13 protein-coding genes are annotated in these 17,833 nt (G+C 73.0%); 4 read left to right on the top strand and 9 right to left on the bottom strand.

The genetic code is table 11. The features are described 5' to 3' along the window. Positions 1-9 precede the first annotated feature (9 nt). The 4 genes from ACYQ77_RS12970 to ACYQ77_RS12955 all read right to left on the bottom strand — a co-directional run bounded on the left by ACYQ77_RS12970 (position 10) and on the right by ACYQ77_RS12955 (position 6,674). Positions 10-1,476 (bottom strand): dynamin family protein, encoded by a 1,467-nt coding sequence (locus ACYQ77_RS12970; RefSeq protein ID WP_459710714.1) that lies wholly within the window; start codon positions 1,474-1,476, stop codon positions 10-12. Further along, entirely contained in the window at positions 1,473-3,287 is a 1,815-nt protein-coding gene (locus ACYQ77_RS12965) for a dynamin family protein (protein WP_459710712.1), read from the bottom strand. Before ACYQ77_RS12965 ends, ACYQ77_RS12970 begins: the two co-directional genes overlap by 4 nt. Before the next feature lie 108 nt (positions 3,288-3,395). After that, complete coding sequence (locus ACYQ77_RS12960) at positions 3,396-4,328, bottom strand: hypothetical protein (protein ID WP_459710710.1); 933 nt, start codon at positions 4,326-4,328, stop codon at positions 3,396-3,398. Between the two features lie 180 nt (positions 4,329-4,508). Further along, positions 4,509-6,674 (bottom strand): helix-turn-helix transcriptional regulator, encoded by a 2,166-nt coding sequence (locus ACYQ77_RS12955; RefSeq protein WP_459710709.1) that lies wholly within the window; start codon positions 6,672-6,674, stop codon positions 4,509-4,511. A 92-nt stretch (positions 6,675-6,766) separates the two neighbouring features. On the opposite strand from ACYQ77_RS12955, the gene ACYQ77_RS12950 reads away from it, so the two are divergent. Then, positions 6,767-7,456 (top strand): hypothetical protein, encoded by a 690-nt coding sequence (locus ACYQ77_RS12950; protein WP_459710707.1) that lies wholly within the window; start codon positions 6,767-6,769, stop codon positions 7,454-7,456. 1 nt (position 7,457) lies between these two features. Here ACYQ77_RS12950 and ACYQ77_RS12945 read toward each other — a convergent pair whose 3' ends face one another. After that, entirely contained in the window at positions 7,458-8,489 is a 1,032-nt protein-coding gene (locus ACYQ77_RS12945) for an AraC family transcriptional regulator (RefSeq protein ID WP_459710705.1), read from the bottom strand. A gap of 70 nt (positions 8,490-8,559) precedes the next feature. Here ACYQ77_RS12945 and ACYQ77_RS12940 point away from each other — a divergent pair, with 70 nt between their 5' ends. Genes ACYQ77_RS12940 through ACYQ77_RS12930 form a run of 3 tightly spaced genes read left to right on the top strand, consistent with a single transcriptional unit; the run spans position 8,560 to position 12,336 of the window. Next, positions 8,560-10,053, top strand: a complete 1,494-nt coding sequence (locus ACYQ77_RS12940; RefSeq protein ID WP_459710703.1) for a flavin-containing monooxygenase — start codon at positions 8,560-8,562, stop codon at positions 10,051-10,053. After that, positions 10,043-11,722 carry a GMC oxidoreductase gene (locus ACYQ77_RS12935; protein ID WP_459710701.1) on the top strand — a complete coding sequence of 560 codons (1,680 nt, stop codon included), beginning with the start codon at positions 10,043-10,045 and terminating at the stop codon, positions 11,720-11,722. Before ACYQ77_RS12940 ends, ACYQ77_RS12935 begins: the two co-directional genes overlap by 11 nt. Then, entirely contained in the window at positions 11,719-12,336 is a 618-nt protein-coding gene (locus ACYQ77_RS12930) for an acetoacetate decarboxylase family protein (RefSeq protein ID WP_459710699.1), read from the top strand. The genes ACYQ77_RS12935 and ACYQ77_RS12930 overlap by 4 nt, the downstream gene beginning before the upstream one ends. Positions 12,337-12,862: 526 nt before the next feature. Here the strand turns inward: ACYQ77_RS12930 and ACYQ77_RS12925 are convergent. From ACYQ77_RS12925 to ACYQ77_RS12910, 4 genes are read right to left on the bottom strand one after another with little or no spacing between them, the layout of a single operon-like run. After that, on the bottom strand, positions 12,863-14,185 hold the full coding sequence (locus ACYQ77_RS12925; protein ID WP_459710697.1) for an amidase family protein: 1,323 nt from the start codon (positions 14,183-14,185) through the stop codon (positions 12,863-12,865). After that, entirely contained in the window at positions 14,175-15,656 is a 1,482-nt protein-coding gene (locus ACYQ77_RS12920; protein WP_459710695.1) for an ABC transporter substrate-binding protein, read from the bottom strand. Before ACYQ77_RS12920 ends, ACYQ77_RS12925 begins: the two co-directional genes overlap by 11 nt. A gap of 3 nt (positions 15,657-15,659) precedes the next feature. Further along, entirely contained in the window at positions 15,660-16,778 is a 1,119-nt protein-coding gene (locus ACYQ77_RS12915) for a branched-chain amino acid ABC transporter permease (RefSeq protein WP_459710693.1), read from the bottom strand. Beyond that, a complete protein-coding gene (locus tag ACYQ77_RS12910) occupies positions 16,778-17,833 on the bottom strand; it encodes a branched-chain amino acid ABC transporter permease (protein WP_459710691.1) in 1,056 nt (351 codons plus the stop codon). Before ACYQ77_RS12910 ends, ACYQ77_RS12915 begins: the two co-directional genes overlap by 1 nt.

Genomic DNA, 17,833 nt, shown 5'->3' with positions numbered 1-17,833 from the left:
CGAAAACTCCTAACGGGGGTGGGCGAGGTCGGCGAGCATGCCCTCGCACGAACGGACCGCCACGCGAGCGGCGACCGCCATCTCGTAGCCGGTCATGGGACTTTCCGCGCGGCGCTGCCAGCGCTCGAGCGCGGTGGTGGCGGCGGCGCCCAGCTCGGCGCCGTCCGCGTCGGCGGGCAGCCGCAGCCGTTGGTGTGCCGCGCCGCCCGCACCGCCGATCACGCGTTCCAGGTCGTCGAGCACCTCGTCCTTGCCGGGCACCCAGCCGGCACGCAGGCCGGACAGGACACGCAGCTCGTTGAACGGGTGCGCGGACGCGACGACCTCCTCGACCTCGGCGGCGAGCCGTTCCGAACCCGGCCGCGCCCAGCCGCGGGTGATGTCGGCGACCGCGAGCAGCGCCGACCGGCACTTGAGGACGTCACGCCGCTCGAAGAACAGCGACCGCAACAACTCCTGCAACTGCACGAGACCGCTGCGGTCGGCCAGTTCGGTCGCCAGCTCGCTCGCCTTCTCCGCGACGCCGCGGCGCAGCATGGTGCTCGCGAGCCGCACCCCGAACACGCCGAACCGCGTCAGCAGCGCCGTGCGTTCCAGCTCGGTCAGACCCAGCTCCGGCTTCGACGAGACGAACCGGTCGGCCGACAGCAGCAGCTCCTCGGCCTCCTTCACCGGCAGGTCCGCGATCCGGCGCAGCCGCGCGACCTCCTCCTCGGTCAACGTCACCGCGGTCTCCGCGAGCAGCCCCGCCACCGGGATCACCGACTGCACCAGCCGCCGCACGTTCGGGTCGGCGCCGAGCCGCGCCGCGACCCGGCGCGCCGACGCCATCGAGTCCAGCCGCCCCACCGCGATCTCGTCGGCACGCGACAGCACGCCGATCGCGTTGACGGGGCTCGGCCGGGACACCTCGGAGTCGTGGAACGCCCGCAGGAACTCGACGTCCCCCGCGTGCAGGTGGCGCATCAGGTAGACGACCGCGTCCGCGGGCGTCTCCTCCTCGTCGGGCACCAGCAGGTCCCACGTCCGGCGTGCCGCCGACTCGGTCAGCGAGCCGATGCCCGGGGTGTCCACGAGCGTCACCGCGCGCAGGGCCTGCGCGGGCCACGTCACCACCAGCTCGTCGACGTCCTCGGCGCGCAGCCCGCCGAGGTCGATGTCGAGCCGGTCGTCTTCGCGGGCGAACCGCAGCTGCTTCTGCTCGCGGCCGACCTGGGCGCGCACCTGGTAGGTGTGCCCGTCCCGGTACCAGGTGACGATCCTGGTGCACTCGCCCGCGTCGGTGGGTGCGAGCCGTTCGCCGACGAGCGCGTTGAGCAGCGTCGACTTGCCCGCCTTCACCCGGCCCGCGACGGCGACCCGCAACGGCTGGTCGAGCCGGTCACGCAGGGCCGCGAACCGGGCGGCGTGCGGGGTGCCGCGGTACACCTCGATGCCGTGCGCCAGCACGGTTCGTGTCCGGTCGGTGAGTCTCATCGAGCGACCGCCTCGGCACGCGTGCGGAGCTTGCGGATCCGCTCCAGTTCGGCGTCGACGTCCTTCAGGCGCTTGGCGCGGTCGGTCTGCGTGCGGTTCGCGGCCTCGGTGGCCGCGGCGAGCGCGGCCGCGTTCGAGCGGTTCAGCTCCTCGGCCAGCGCCGTGTAGTGGTCGCGCAGTTCGCGTTGCACCCGGCGGAGCGTGTCGCGGGAGTCCTTGGCCGCGACGAACGTGACCTTGTCGCAGTACCGGCGCACGGCGTTGCGGGCCTCCGTCCGTCTCTTCTGGACCTGTCGCTTCTTCTCCTCGCGGAGGCCACGATGCCCGAGCACGAGGCCGATCCCGACGCCGATCGGACCGAGGACGATGCCGACCATGCTGCCCAGAAGGGAGAACATGACGGCGCTGCCGTACGCGCTCTTCAACGCGACCATCGCCTGCTTGACCACGCGCATCTTCTTCAGGTCCAGGTCCTCGCCGACCGCACCGGCCGCGAGCGGCGTCGGGTCGTGCACGGTGGGGCCGAGTGGCGCCACCCCGGACGCCGCGTGGAAGTGCTCGCCGACCCGCTCGGACAGCTCGGTCGCGCGGTCGCGCAGCAGCTCGTAGTTCGACAGCAGCTCCTCCGCGGTCTTCGACTGCAGCCACGACCCCATCTCCGCCCACGTGTCGGCGGGGTCGCTGTCGTCGATGGCCTCGTCGGCCGCCGCGGTCACCGCCCGGATGCGGGACTTCAGGTCGTGGTCGATGTCCGAGGTGAGGTCGGCGATGCCGTCGTTGAGCGTCTGGTGCCACCGGGCCGCCGTGGTCTTGAGCTGTTCGACGTGTGCCTTCACCGCGGTCAGCTCGTCGACCACCCGCTGCGCGGCGGCCGGGTCGGCGAGCGCGGCCCGTTCGGCGGCGAACGACGTCTCGAGCTGGTCGCACAGGGCCGCCACCTCCGCCGCCGCGTCGGTCGCGAGCCGCTGCTCGGCGGAGCCACCGACGAGGTCGCGCACGAACTCGATCAGCCCGGGGTAGCCGGACTCGGCGTTCAGGCCCGCGTCGCTGTTCTTCACCGCGCGGGCCCGCAGTGCCGACGACACCGCGACCAGCGGGATCTCCTGACCGGTGGCCGCGGTCAGGTGCGCGTCGTCCAGCTCGCGGATCCGGCGCCACGCCGGGTAGAAGTCGGTCTTGGTGAGCACGCACGCCACCGTCGGGCACAGCCTGCGCGCGCGGCGCAGGAAGTCCACCTCGCTGCGGGTCAGCTCCTGTGCGGCGCTCGTGACGAACAGGACCGCGTCCGCCATGGAGATCGCGGCGAGGCTCGCCGCCGCGTGCGCGGACCCGAGCCCGCCGATCCCGGGGGTGTCCACGAGGACCAGCCCGCTCGCGAGGATCGCCCTGGGGATGCGGATCTCCACCCCGGCCACCCGCTCGTCGCGCGTGCCGCTCTCGACCACGTGCGCCCGCACGTCGGGCAGCGCGATCGGTTCGTGCCGCCGCTCCTCGCCCTGCCACACCAGCTCGGCGCTCGCCTCGTCGCCGTGCCGCACGAACGTGGGGACGGCGGTGGCCGCGTCGTCGTCGACCGGGCACACCGGCGCGCCGACGAGCGCGTTCACCAGGGACGACTTGCCCTGCTTGAACTCACCCGCGACCACGACGTACGACACCGGGTCGGCCAGGCGCGCGCGGACGGCGGTCAGCCGGGCCGCGAGGTCCGGTCTGCCGAACGCCTCGCAGGCCCGCAGGCCGAGGTCGACCAGCTCGCCCGCGCGCGCTGCCTGCCCCGCCGGGGGCGCTGTCGTGGTCGCTGCTCTCGTCATCGGGGACTCTCCCGGATCGGCATACGCGCGCGGCCGGTGCGGGCCTTGCGGCCCGACCGGCCTGCGCGCTGGTGGGTGTGGCTCGGGGTGCTGGGGGTGTCCCAGGAACTACTGGACGGCGAGCTGGTCGTCGCCCGCGACGGCCACGTCGTTGTCGGCGATGACCGTGTCGTTGTCCTGCACCGAGGTGACCGTGGTGTCGTTGTCCTCGATCGTCGTGTCGTTGTCGTTGACGGTGGTGTCGTTGTCCTCCACCGTGGTCACGACCGTCGTGTCGTTGTCCTCGACGTTCGAGCCACTGGCGCTGCCGCCCACCGCGATCGCCGACCCGTCGTCGACGGTGACGTCGGACAGGTTGGTCGCGTCGCCCTCCCCGAAGGACACGGCCGAGTCCTCGACGTCGGCGTTGCCGAGGTTGGTGACGTCGCCGTCGCCGAAGTTGAACACCGACCCGTCGGCGCTCCCGTCGACCTGCGCGGTCTGGTTGCCGTCGCCCACCACCGCGTCCTCGACGTCGCCGCCCGCGTTGATGCCCGTGTTGATGCCGGTGTTGACGCCTTCGGCGTCCCGTCCCGCCTGCACCGCCCCGTCGCCGGTGTTGGCGTTGCCGAAGTTCGGGCCGTCGATGATCTGGCCCTTCTCGCCGGTCACGACGTCGAGGTCGCCGAACACCGGGCCGCTGACGTCCACGCTGTTGTCGACGGACTGGTCGATGAGGTTGGTGATGTAGTCGTCGCCCTCGTAGGTGGCGTAGGTGATGTGGTTCAGGTGCTGGACCACGCTGTCCACCGAGTGCGACGCGCCGCTCGACGGCGGCGGACCGCTGTTCTGCACCGCGGTGCGGGCCTCGGCGGGCACCGACGGGTCGGCGCACACGTCGCGCACCGCGGCGTTCACGTCCACACCGGACAGGTCGTGGTCGGTCACGCCCTGGGCCGCGAGCATGCCCTGCGGGTCCTCCGCGTAGTTGCCGGCGAACTGCCGGTCGGTCATCAGGTTGTGGATGAAGTCCCGCAGGGCTTCGCTCACGTTGACGGTCATTGCTACCTCCTGGATCGGCTGCGGCCCTTGCGTTCCGGGCGTGACACCAGAGTGCGGCGGGAGGCCCCGTGCGGACATCGGGGAGACCCCCGTCACTGGAGGGGGCCGCTAGGGGGTAGATCGGTGGATCGGGGCGGACGTGTCGGGGGTGACCGAATGTCTCGGTCCGCGATCACCCGGTCACTCGGCGACGACGTCCCGCAGCATGGCCAGCAGTTCGGCGCGCGAGGTGGCGCCGAGCTTGCTCCTGATGCGCGCGACGTGGTGTTCCACGGTCTTGGGGGAGATGTAGAGCTGCGCGCCGATCTCCCGGTGCGTGCTCCCGGCGACGACCATGCGGGCGACGTCGAGTTCCCGTTCGGACAGGCCGCTCGCCTCGGCGCTCACGGACTTGTCGGGTTCGGCGAACTCGCGGGCGCGTTCGAGGAGCCTGCGCGCCGCGGCCGGGTCGGTGGAGGTGATCGCGGCCTGGCCGGCGAGGCGCGACGCCTCCCACGGCAGCTGCCGGTCCGCGAGCCGTTCGGTGACGTCGGTGACCGCGTCCGGCGCGACGGCACCACCGGCCAGCACGGTCGCCCACATCGCCGCCGCTTCCCCCAGCACGCCCGGGATCCGTTGGGCGGCAACGGCTTCGTGGTCGTTGTCGGCGATCGCCACCTGCACCCGCAGCCAGCCGAGCGCGGGCCGCCACGCGGGCGGGACGACCTCGTCGAGCGCGGCGAGCACCGGCTCGACGCGGCGGCGGTGCCGCAACCGGGCGGCCGCGACCAGCAGTTCCTCGACGGCCTCCAGCTGCCAGAGGTCGACCGCCTGGCGGGCCAGCACCGGTTCGACGGTGTCCCAGACGGCGTGCAGCCCGGCGATGTCCCCCCGGCGGCGCGCGATGCCCGCGGTGATCGCCGCCCGCAGCAGGCGTTCCCGGCCGGGGAGCCCGGTGTCCCGGCGCAGTTCGGCGAGCGCGGTGTCGTAGCGGCCCGCGCGCATGCGGGCCCACGCGAGCAGCAGCCGGTGACGTTCCTCGCCTGCCGGGCCGCCGATGCCGGCGGTGAGCGCGCGGGTCAGCAGGTGTTCGGCGGTGCCGAGGTCACCCGCGGCGACGGCGACGATCGCCCCGATCGCGTGCGGGGTGTCGGGGAGGACGGCGACGGGCGCGGCGCGCTCGACGTCCTCGGCCGCCTCGATGAGCAGCGGGACCGCCGCCGTCACGTCCGCCGCGGCGACCACCGCGGCGGACGCGAACCGGGACAGCGGCCCGGGGGCCGCCGTGCCCGCGGTGGCACGGGCCTCGTCGAGGCGGCCGGTGGCCACGAGCAGCGGGACGGCCAGCACCGGGCCCGGCGGGGGCGCGGTCACCAGGGCGGCCGCGCCCCGGGCCGCGCGGCCGTCGTGTGCCGCCGCCGCCCCCGCGGCCAGCGCGAGCCGTCCCGTGCCCGGTGCCACGTCCACCGCCAGCCCGAGCAGCGTCGCCGCCTCGGCCCTCCCGGGCGCCACGGCCGCCTGGTCCGCGCCCGCGTCGGCGGCGTCGTCGAACCACGACAGCGCGGTAGCGGGGTCGGTGAACCGGGTCTGCTCACCCGCCAGCAGGTACACCCGCGCCGCGGCAGGCGTCCGGATGCGGGCCGCCCGCAGCTGGGTCGCGGTCGTCACCGGGTCGGCGCCCGCGGCGAGCATCGCCCGGGCCGCGGTGTCGTGCAGGGACCGCCGTTCCGGCGGCGACAGCTCGGCGAGTGCCAGGTCCGCCAGCGCGGGGATCATCCGCGCGCGGCCCGGCACGAGGAGGCCCGCCTCGCGCAGTGCGGGCATCGCGTCGCCCAGCACCTCGTCCGGCAGGTCGATGCGCAGCGCCAGCAGCCGCGCCACCGCGCGCACGTGCTCCGGCAGCCGGGCGAAGACGCGCTGCGTCCTGGCGAGCAGCGCGTCCCGGTCGCGTGACAGCGCCACCACGACCGGCATGCCGCCCGACTCCTCGCGCACGCGCGCGGCGACGTCCGGGGACACCGGCTTGCCCGTCACCGCCGCCAGCAGCGCGGCCACCCCGTCGACGTCCAGCGGCGCCAGCACCTCGACGCCGTCGGCCGCCGCGACCTCGTCGAGTTCGGCCAGCTCCTGGCTGGTGACGGTGGGGCGGCGGGCGATCGCGAGCCGGGTGCCGGCGCGGCCGGCGGCGGTGAGCGCACGCAGTGCCGCCGCGTCGAGCCGGTGCGCGTCGTCGACCACGACGAGCCCGCCGCGTGCCGCGGCCAGCCCGTCCACGCCGGTGAACCACCAGCCGGTCCCCGCGGCGGCGAGGAGCGCGCGCAGGCGGTGGGTCCGCCCCGCGCCGTCCACGCCCACCACCACGGTCACGCGCGGAACGCTACCCGCCGCCCGGGTCCGGACGCGCGATCTCCGCCCCATCGGTCGTTCGACCGATGCGCGGGCCGAGCCGGGGTGCTGGCATGAGTCCCATGGACTTCGCGAAGAGCGTCCGCCGGCTGGCGGTCACAGCGGTCGTGGCGGTGGCGGGGCTCGGCATGATCACCCCGCAGGCAGCCGCCCATCCCACCCCGGACACGGTGAACGTCTACCCGCCGATCCAGGGATCGTCGGTGTGGGACCGGTTCGGGGTGTCCCCGCCCGCTACCCACCACCGCGTCTTCTCCAACTGGGGCTACCTCAACGACTGGTCCGTCGACATCTACCAGCTGCCCGGCGCCACCGTGGTGTCGCCGTTCGGCACGAAGACCGGCGCGGGGCACCCCGTGACCGTGCGCGTGGTCACCGTGCGGCCCGGCTGCGCGACCGGCAACCTCGCGGACGGCGGGTATCGCATCGGGCTGGAGGCCGTCGACGGCACGACCGGCGAGGTGCTGGCCCGCGCCGACGTCATGCACGTGGACGCGAAACCCGCCGCGATCACCGTGGGCGCGGTCGTCGGCCCGTGGACCAGGCTCGGCCAGACCGGGCGGTTCCGGTACTCGTCCTGCTACCAGGTCAACGGGGACACCGGCGCGCACATCCACCTCGAGGTGATCAACCGGCACCGCTACTCGTGCTACGTCCGGCGTGGCGCCGGGGCCGCGCTGACCGACCTGACGGTGGTGGGCCTGGCAGGCACCCACCACGACGGTCCCGTGTCCGCCTGCTGACCTACCGGGCGCGCTGCCGCACGTACGCGGTCGGGGTCACGCCCTTCCAGCGCTTGAACGCGTGGATGAAGCTGGACGCCTCCGCGTAGCCGAGCCGGACCGCGACGTCCTCCACCGGGACCGCGCCCATCGTGAGCAGCTCCTCCGCGAGCGCCTCCCGCACCTCGTCGAGCAGGGCGCGGAAGCTCGTGCCCTCCTCCTCGAGCCTGCGCCGCAGGGTGCGGGTGCTCAGGTTCAGCTCGCGCGCGACCGCCGTCATCGGCGACCCGAGCGCGCCGATGCGGGTCAGCAGCTCGCGGACCTCGTGCGCGGTGCCGGTCCTGGCCCGGCGCCGCGCGACGAGGTCCCGGCACTGCGCCTCGCACATCGCGACCGTGTGCGCGTTCGCGAGCGGCAGCGGCTCGTCGAGGAACGCGGCGTCGAACGTGGCCGCGTTGGCGGGCGCGCCGAACGCGGGCCGCAGGCCGAAGGTCTGCTCGTACTGGCCGGTCTCGGCGGGTTCGGCGAAGCGGAACGCGAGCCCGGTCATCGGCACCTCGCCCGGCAGCAGCTCGTCGACGACCGTGTGGATCGCGGCCAGGTCCCGTTCGACGAGGAAGCGGGCCACGTCGGCGGGCAGCAGCCGGTCGTCGAGCGCGAGCCGGACCCGGCCGTCGGCCACGGTCACCTCGGGGATGCTGAACGCGAAGCTGAGGTCGTAGTACCGCAGCGCGACCGCGACCGCGTCGCGCATCGTCGGGCTGGACAGGAACGCGAAGCCGAGGATGCCGAACGTCGTCGCGTGGTACTCGCGGCCCGCCGCCACCCCCGAGTCGGGCAGCGCCGTCGCCAGGTTGCGGACCACCGCCAGCTCCTGCCGTGCCTCGACCTCGACGCCCGGGTCGCCGAGCTGGGCGGTGGTGAGGCCGCTGCCCGCGAGCAGCGCCTGCTCGGACAGCCCGTGGCGGACGCCGAACCGCACCAGCACGCTCACCCCGGCGACCCCGCGCGGGAAGTCCCAGTGCCGGACCGCGGACTCGGCCAAAGACGTCATGGCCGGAATTATGGATCGGCTGGCCGCTCTTGTCTGGCCGGCCACCCGCCGACCCCCTAGCGTCGTCGCCGTGGTCAGCACTTCGACACCGTCCGTCGTCGTCATCGGCGCGGGCTTCGGCGGCATCGGCGTCGCCTGCGTGCTGCGCCGAGCCGGGTGCACCGACGTCACGATCCTCGAGAAGGCCGCCGACCTGGGCGGGGTGTGGCGCGACAACACCTACCCCGGCGCGGCCTGCGACGTGCCGTCCTCGCTGTACTCCTACTCGTTCGCACCGAACCGGACCTGGCCGCGCCGCTACTCCGAGCAGCCCGACATCCTCGCCTACCTGCGCAGGACCGCCGCGGCGGAGGGCGTGCTGGACCGGGTGCGGTTCGGCGCCGAGGTGACCGGCGCGGCGTTCGACGAGAGCCGCGGCGTGTGGCGGGTCGACGTCGCGGGCGGCGGGACCGTCACCGCCGACGTGCTGATCCCGGCCGTCGGCCAGCTGTCGCGGCCGGTCGTGCCCGACCTGCCCGGCGCGGGCACCTTCACCGGCCCCGCGTTCCACTCGGCGCGCTGGGACCACGACGTCGACCTGACCGGCAAGCGCGTCGCCGTGATCGGCACCGGCGCCAGCGCGATCCAGTTCGTGCCCCGCATCCAGCCGTCGGCCGCGCACGTCACGGTGTTCCAGCGGTCCGCGCCCTACGTCGTGCCCAAGCCCGACCGCGCCTACCGGCCGTGGCACCACCGGATGTTCACCGCGCTGCCCGCGAGCCAGCAGGTGGGCCGGGGCGCCACGTTCGGCATCGGCGAACTGCTGACGACCGCGCTCACCGCGTGGCTGCCGCTCGGCAGGCTGCTCGACCTGATCTTCCGCTTGCACCTGCGCGTCCAGGTCCCCGACGCGGGCCTGCGGACCCGGCTCCTGCCGGACTACCGCATCGGGTGCAAGCGGGTCCTCTTCTCCAACGACTGGTACCCGGCGCTCAACCAGGCCAACGTCGACGTGGTCACCGACCGGATCACCGAGGTCACCCGGGACGGGGTGCGCACCGCCGACGGGCGGCTGCACGAGGCCGACGTGCTGATCTACGGCACCGGGTTCACCGCGACCGACTTCCTGGCGCCGATGGCGATCCGCGGGCTGGCGGGCCGCGACCTGAACGAGGAGTGGGCCGACGGCGCCCGCGCGCACCTCGGCATCACCGTGCCCGGTTTCCCCAACATGTTCCTGGTCTACGGCCCCAACACCAACCTGGGCGGCAACTCGATCATCGCGATGATGGAGGGCCAGTTCGGCTACATCCGCGACCTGGTCCGGCTGCTCGCGCGGCACCCCGGGTCCTATGTGGACGTGAAGCGGACCGCGGCGGACCGGTTCGACACGGAGATGCGCGACCGGCTCGGCCGCAGCGTGTGGGCCGGGTGCGACAGCTGGTACCGCGAGGAGAACGGCCGGATCACGACGAACTGGCCCGGCCTGGTGCGTGAGTACCGCAAGCGCACGGCCCGCCTGGACGTCGCCGAGTACGCGGTCGTCGGGACCGGGAGCGGCAGGGAGCGCGCGGATGCACTATGACGTGCTGGTGATCGGTTCGGGCTTCGGTGGCAGCGTCACCGCGTTGCGGCTGACCGAGAAGGGGTACCGCGTCGGCGTGCTGGAGGCCGGCAGGCGGTTCGCGGACGAGGAGTTCGCGAAGACCAGCTGGCGGGTGCGCGACTACCTGTGGGCGCCCGCGCTCGGGTGCTACGGCATCCAGCGGATCACGTTGCTGCGCAACGTTCTCGTGCTCGCGGGCGCCGGGGTCGGCGGCGGGTCGCTCGTGTACGCGAATACCCTGTACGAGCCGCCCGAGCGGTTCTACCGCGACCCGCAGTGGGCGGACATCACCGACTGGCGTGCCGAGCTGGCGCCGTGCTACGACCAGGCGAAGCGGATGCTGGGCGTGACCCGGTACCCCATGGTCACCCCGGCGGACCGCGTGCTCGGCGCGGTCGCCGGGGACCTCGGCGTCGGCGGCACGTTCCGCCCCACCGACGTCGGCGTGTTCTTCGGCGACGGACCGGGCAGGGCGGCGGCCGACCCGTTCTTCGGCGGTGCGGGCCCGTCGCGGACCGGCTGCACGCACTGCGGTTCGTGCATGACGGGCTGCCGGCAGGGCGCGAAGAACACGCTCGTCAAGAACTACCTGTACCTGGCGGAGCGGGCGGGCGCGGAGGTGCACCCGCTGACCACCGCCACGGACGTGCGGCCGCGGCCGGGCGGTGGTTATGTCGTCCACACGCGACGGACCGGTGGGGTCCGCACGCGGACGTTCACCGCCGACCAGGTCGTGTTCGCCGCCGCTTCCCTCGGCACGCAACGGCTCCTGCACCGGTTGCGGGACCGCGGCAGCCTGCCCGGCATCTCCGGCAGGCTCGGCACGCTCGCCCGCACCAACTCCGAGGCGGTGCTGGGTGTCAAGACCCGCACCGACGGGGTCGACCACTCCGTCGGCGTCGCCATCACGTCGTCGATGTACCCGGACCCGGCCACGCACGTCGAGAACGTGCGCTACGGCCGGGGCAGCAACATCATGGGCCTGCTCATGACGGTGCTCGTCGACCCGGAGACCGGCAGGCGCCGCTGGGTGCTGGGCCTGCGCGAGATGGTGCGCCGCCGCCGCGACCTCGGCAGGCTGCTCCTGCCGCGCCGCTGGTCGGAACGGTCGATCGGGCTGCTCGTCATGCAGAGCCTCGACAACTCGCTCACCACGTACACCAGGCGCGGGCTGCTCGGCCGCAGGAAGATGACCACGAAGCAGGGGATCGGCGAGCCGAACCCGGTGTGGATCCCCGCGGGCCACGACGTCGCGCGCCGGATGGCGGAGAAGATCGACGGCATCCCCGGCGGCGCGTGGACCGACCTGGCGAACATCCCGCTCACCGGGCACTTCATCGGGGGGTGCCCGATCGGGACGTCGCCGGAGACCGGGGTCGTCGACCCGTACCACCGCCTGTTCGGCCACGAGGGCCTGCACGTCGTGGACGGGTCGACCATCTCGGCGAACCTGGGCGTCAACCCGGCGCTCACCATCACCGCACAGGCCGAACGCGCGATGTCGCTGTGGCCCAACAAGGGCGAGGCGGATCCCAGGCCGCCGCTGGGCGCCGCCTACGAACGGCTGACCCCGGTGCCGCCGCGGAACCCGGTGGTGCCCGCGACGGCGCCGGCCGCGCTGCGCCTGCCGATGGGAGGAGCACGATGACGTCGTACCCGCCGGAACCGTGGGACCTGCAGGGCCTCGGGTACGTGGCACTGTGGCTGGTGCCGACCAGGGCGCTGCCGCCGCTGCCGGCCGGGGTGCGCCCGGTGTCGGTGCTGGGCAAGTCGGTGGTCGCGACCGGGTTCGTCGACTACCAGCCGGGTGGCCTGCTGCCGTACCACGAGTTCCTGGCCGCACCACTCGTCCACCGCGGTGCCGCACCCGGACTGTCCATCACGGACATCTGGGTCGACAGCGCAGCGTCCAGGGCGGGCGGCCGCGAGCTGTGGGGCATCCCGAAGGAAATGGCCGACTTCGAGATGACCCACGAGCCGGTGTTCCACGGCGCGGCCCGCGTCGACGGCGCGCTCGTGGCCGAGGCACGGGTGAAGGCCGGGCGTGCGGGAGTGCGCCTGCCGATCCCGCTGCGCGGCACGATCTGGCAGACGTTGAACGCGGCGCCGGCCCGGACACCGTTGCGTGCCACCGGTCGTGTTCACCTCGCGCGGGGGAACTGGCGGGTGGACGGGCCACTGGGGTGGCTCAGCCCGTACCGGCCGTTCCTCACCATCGCGGCGGTGGACTTCGGGTTGCGGTTCGGTCCCCGCCGTCGTTGAGGTTCCCTTTCGGGGCGGGACTTTGCGGTGGGGCGGTGCGCGTTGTGGCGTCGGTGTGATGGAGGACCGGTTATCACTTCCGGCCGCGCCTGGCTCTCAGGGGTGCGGGCGGAGGCCCGCTTCGCGGGCACGGGCGTTGCGCGCCCGGGGGTTTTCGGGTCAGGGCGTGTCGCCTTGCGGGTTGTTCGGTGTGGTGTCGGGCGCTTCAGCACGCCCGGCTGGGCTCGGTGGCCTGGCTCTCAGGGTGCTTGCGTTGCGGAGGAAAGCCCGCTTCGCGGGCCGGGCGCTGCGCGCCCGGCGTTCGGTCAAGGGTGTTGCGGGTGCGGGGTGTTCGATGTGGTGAACAGCCCCTTTATTGGGTTGGGCATGAGGAAGGATCTCCTCATCAACGCCCCGCCGGGCTCGGTGGTGTGGCTCTCAGGTGCTTGCATTGCGGAGGAAGGCCCGCTTCGCGGGCCGGGCGCGTCGCCTTGCGGAGTGTTCGATGTGATTGGACCCCCTTCACCACATCCGGCCACTCCAACGACTATCGCGGCGGGGGCTGCCTGCGTGCTCCACCGTCGACGACCGTGGCCGCCGCTTGGGCGAATGCCACCGCCACGTGGTCCTGCCCGTGCGGTGCCACCACCTGCATCCCGACCGGCAACCCACTGCCCGTCAGCCCCACCGGCATCACCACCGACGGCAGTCCGAGCACGCTGATCAGCCCGCACCACCCGATCGTCGACATGTGCGGCCGCCGCACCCCGTCGATCACCAGTGCGCGGGACCCGATGTCACCGGCCTGGTCGTGCGGGAACGCGGGCATCGCCGTCACGGGCATCAGGAGCACGTCGTACCCGGCGAACCACCGCGCCCACGACGCCCGCACCCGCGCCCGGTCCTCCGCCCGTGCGAGCCACCCGCGGTGTGTGGCGGTGGCGGGCGGGACACCGCCGGGTGGCAGGTTGTAGGACACCGCCGCCAGGACCATGTCCAGGTGCAGCGTCCACAGCTCGTCGAACGTGGCCGGCGGGCGCGGCGCCGACACCCGGGCGCCCGCCGACGCGAGGGCGTCCACGGCCGCGCCGAGGACCTCGGCGACCTCGCTGCCCACGCGGCACGCCGGGTCGTCCAGCCACGTCGCGACCCGGAACACCTCCGGCACCCGGCCCGCCGGCACGCCGAGCACCGACATCACCAGTGCCAGGTCGTCCGCGCTGCGGGCGATCGGCCCCAGCACGTTCCCGTCCGGTGGCACCGCGCCCGCGCCGACGTGGTCCACGTACCCCTCCCCGGGCACGACGCCCACCGACGGCTTCAGCCCGTACACCCCGCAGAAGTGCGCCGGGACGCGGATCGAGCCCGCGATGTCCGACGCCAGGTCGAACCCGCACAACCCGTCCGCCACCGCCGCCGCGCTGCCGCCCGACGAGCCGCCTGGCGTCCGGGACACGTCCCACGGGTTGTGGGTGGTGCCGAACACGTCGTTGTAGGTCTGGATGTCGCCGCACCACGTCGGCACGTTCGTCTTGCCGATGACGACCGCGCCCGCCGCCCGCAGCCGGGCCACCGCCGGGGCGTCCGCCTGCGGCACGTGGTCCGCCAAGGCCCGCGAACCGCCGGTGGTCCGCATGCCGGCGGTCGCGATCGCGTCCTTCACCGTGATCGGCACCCCGTGCAGCGGCCCGCGCGGCGACGGCAGCGCGTCCAGCGCCGCCGCCTCCGCCAGCGCACGGTCGGCGTCGACCGTGACCACCGCGTTCAGGTCCGACGCCGCGATCCGGTCGAGGTGCGCCGCGACCAGTTCGCGGCTGGACACGGACCGCGTCGCCACGGCCCGTGCCAGCCCGCCGGCATCAGTTGCCACCCTTGGCCTTCTCCCAGTTGCCGAGCTTGCCGCCGTTGTCGATCAGCGGGCCGGCCGGTTCGAAGTGTCCCGTCGTGCTCGGCGTGGCACCGGTGTAGGTGTACATGCCGCCCGCCTCGAACGGGTACGCGTCCTCGACGCCGCTGACCTTGCCCTCGACGCCGTCGATCATCAGCGGGTAGGTCGACTGGTACGAGTGCGCCGCGATGTTGATGGAGGCGCGGGTCAGGCCGCCCTTCATCACCGACGCGTCCTGCAGCGCCTGCACGATGTACCACGCCCAGAACCAGCCGTTCGCGATCTGCGCGTTCTTCGCGTCCAGCCCGGCCGCCGTCACCGTGTCGGTGTACAGCTGCGCGAACTCGGCGTTCGTGTTGTCCGGGTCGGTCGGCGCGTAGTAGTAGCGGACGACGTTGGTGCCGTTGCCGGTCAGGCCCTGCTTGCCGAGCGGCGCGTACGTCGTCTGGATCTGCGCGCACGGCTGGGCCGCCACCACGACCGGGTCCCACGACGACTTCTCGATCGCGCCGATCGCCTGCGTGCAGAACGTGCCAGCCTCGGCGACCACCACGACGTCCGCCTTCGACGCCGCCGCGCTCGTGACCTCGTTGTCCACGTTCGGCGCGGTCACGTCGTTGGTCTGCTCGTCGACGATCTCGATGCCGTCGGTCTGCGCCACGGCCCGCTTGAAGCCGTTGATGTAGGCCTGGCCGAGCGCGTTGCCGATGGAGATCGTCGCGACCTTCGCGCCGTTCGGGAACTTCTCCTTGATCCAGGACGCCCAGATGCCGCTCTCGTTGTAGTAGTCGAGGCCGAACCCGGTGGTCCACGGGTGGTTGACCGGGTCGCCGAACTCGTTGTCCGAGGCGGCGACCATGTAGTGGCCGACGCAGTTCTTGTTCGTGTAGTCGATCAGGTTCAGGTTGTTGGGGGAGCCGAGCACCGCGAAGCTCGCCGCGTACTCACCGGACTGGACCGCCTCCTCGACGTTCTTGCGCGTCTGGTCCGGCTGGTACTGGTCGTCCTTGACGTCGATCGAGATCTTGCGGCCCTGCACGCCGCCGTTGCGGTTGACGTAGTCGAAGTACGTCTTGATGCCTTCGGAGATCGCGCCGTACGCGGCCAGCGCACCGGAGTGCGGCATGCTGGTGAACAGCCTGATCTCGTCGTCGGTGATGCCCGCGTTGTTGTCGAAGCTCGACGGGCAGTCGGTCAGGTCGAGCGTGAAGTCGCCGGGTCCGGTGTAGACGCAGCCGTCGGACTGGCCCCAGTTCTTCGCGTCCGGGTTCGGTGCGGGGATGGTCGTCCCGTCGGGGGTGGCGCCCGCGTCGGCGGGCTTCGACGACGACGGGCCGCACTTCTGCGCCTCCGCCGCCTGCTTCGCCTCCTCGTGCGAGCACGCGACCAGCGAGGACGTGGCGGCGGTGACCGCCAGGATCGCCAGGCACCGTTGCCAGGTGGGTCGGGTCATGGTTCAGCTCTCTCTCACAGCCGGTTGTTCGGTCCGGGACGGCGCGGCGAAGCGGTACCGCTCCCAGTCGCGTGGGGGCCGGGGGACGATCTCGAGGACCCGGCGGCGCAGCCGCGACAGCCCGTCGATCACGCCACCCGGCAACAGGAACACGAAGGCGATCAGCAGCGCGCCGGACATGATGCCGACGATCTGCCCGCCGTCGGGTCGGCCGCTGAGCAGGTCGAGCGACTCGGCCCAGTCGGCGATGTAGGTGCGCAGGACCACGAACACGATGGCGCCCGGGATCGCACCCCAGATGGACGCGCTGCCCCCGGCGATCAGCGCGACGAGCAGGAAGATGGACAGGTACAGGTCGAACCGGGCGTCGGAGACCGCGGGCACCTGGATCACGAGCAGGGAGCCCGCGACACCCGCGAACGCGGCGCTGACCGCGAAGGCGAAGATCTTCACCGGTGCCACCTTGACGCCGGCCGCCGCGGCCGACAGCGGTGCGTCGCGCACCGCGTGCATGGCCCGGCCGATCCTGCTGCGCACGATGTTGCCCGCGACCAGGAACATCAGCGCGGCCACGACGAGGATCGCGTAGTAGTGGTCGGTCGGCGGGCCGGTCGGGGTGTAGGGGTTGACGAAGAACCAGTCCGGCGCCGTCATCTCCTCGGCGGCGAACTTGCCGTTGGGACCTCCCGTGAAGCTCGGGAACTTGTTGATGAGCACGGGGAACAGCGCGGCGACGGCGAGGGTGACCGTCGCGAGGTAGAGCCCGCGGATGCGCAGCGCCGGGATGCCGACGAGCGCGCCCGCCACGAGGCACAGCACGATGCTGACGGGGATGGTCGCCAGGTACGGCCAGCCGTGGTCGGCGACCAGGATGATCGTGGTGTACCCGCCGATGCCGACGAACGCGCTGTGCCCGAGCGAGATCTGTCCACAGTGCCCGGTCAGCAGGCCGAGCCCGAGGATCGCGACGCTGTAGCACACGATCTGCGTGAGCGTCTCGATCTGCGCGACGGACGGGATGAGCAGCGGAAGGACGATCAGGAACGCGGCGGCGGCGAGGCCGCCGCCCCAGCGCAGGTTGCGGTGCGCGGTGCTGCCTTCCTCGATGGTGAACCTGGCCATCAGACACGGTCCTGGGTGCGGCGGCCGAGCAGGCCGGACGGTTTGAACTGGAGCACCGCGATGATCACGAAGAACGCGCAGCCGAGGCCGAACTGGCCGCCGAGCGCGGGGATGTAGCCGGTGAGCAACGCGATCGACAGGCCGACCACGACGCCGCCGACGAGCGCGCCCGCGATGCTGTCGAGCCCGCCGAGGGTGGCCGCCGCGAAGGCGTAGACGAGGATCTTGTCCATGAACGTCGGGTCCAGGTAGGTGGTCGGCGCGGCGAGGCAGCCCGCGAGGGTGCCGACCGCGGCCGCGATGGCCCAGCTGCTCTGCACCGTCCGTCCGATGTGGATGCCCAGCAGCCGGGAGGACTCCAGGTTGGTCGCCACGCAGCGGAACGCGAGGCCGAGCCGGGCCCGGGAGAGCACGAGGTGCAGCACCAGGACGACCAGGCCGATGAGGAGCGCCGTGCCGAGGTTCGTGTAGTACAGCCGGGCCCCCGCGATCGACAGGTAGTCGCCCTGGTCGTGCGGGAACAGCGTCGGGAAACCACGCGGGTCGAAGCCCCACAGCAGCGCGGCGAGGGCGTTGAACGCCAGGTACAGGGCCAGCGTGACGATGGTGATCGCCAGGTGGTTGCCCGGGTCGAACGGCCGGATCAGCGTCCGCTCGATGCCCGCGGCGGCGACCGCGGAGATCGCCATGCCGACGACGATCGCGACGATCAGCGGCAGCCCCCACTTGTCCACGGCGGTGAACGCGAGGAACGTGCCGACCATCGCCATCGCGCCCTGCGCGAAGTTGATGACGCCGGTCGCCTTGAACACCAGCACCAGCGCGAGCGCGACCATGCCGTACAGCACGCCGTTGGTGGCGCCGTCGATGACGCGCTGCAGGTACAGGGTGAGGCCGCCGTCGATGATCGCGTACACGGAGAACGCGGCCAGCAGCGCGGCGACCACGCCGAGGCTGCGGGTGGCGGAGCGCCGCCTGCGCGCGGCGAGGACGTCACCGCCCCGGGGTGTCCGGCCGGTCGGTGTCCCGGCCCTGTCGGTGGTCGTGATCGTCAC

Source organism: Actinophytocola sp. KF-1 (assembly GCF_054661535.1).
This window is presented reverse-complemented; position numbering and strand designations above follow the sequence as displayed.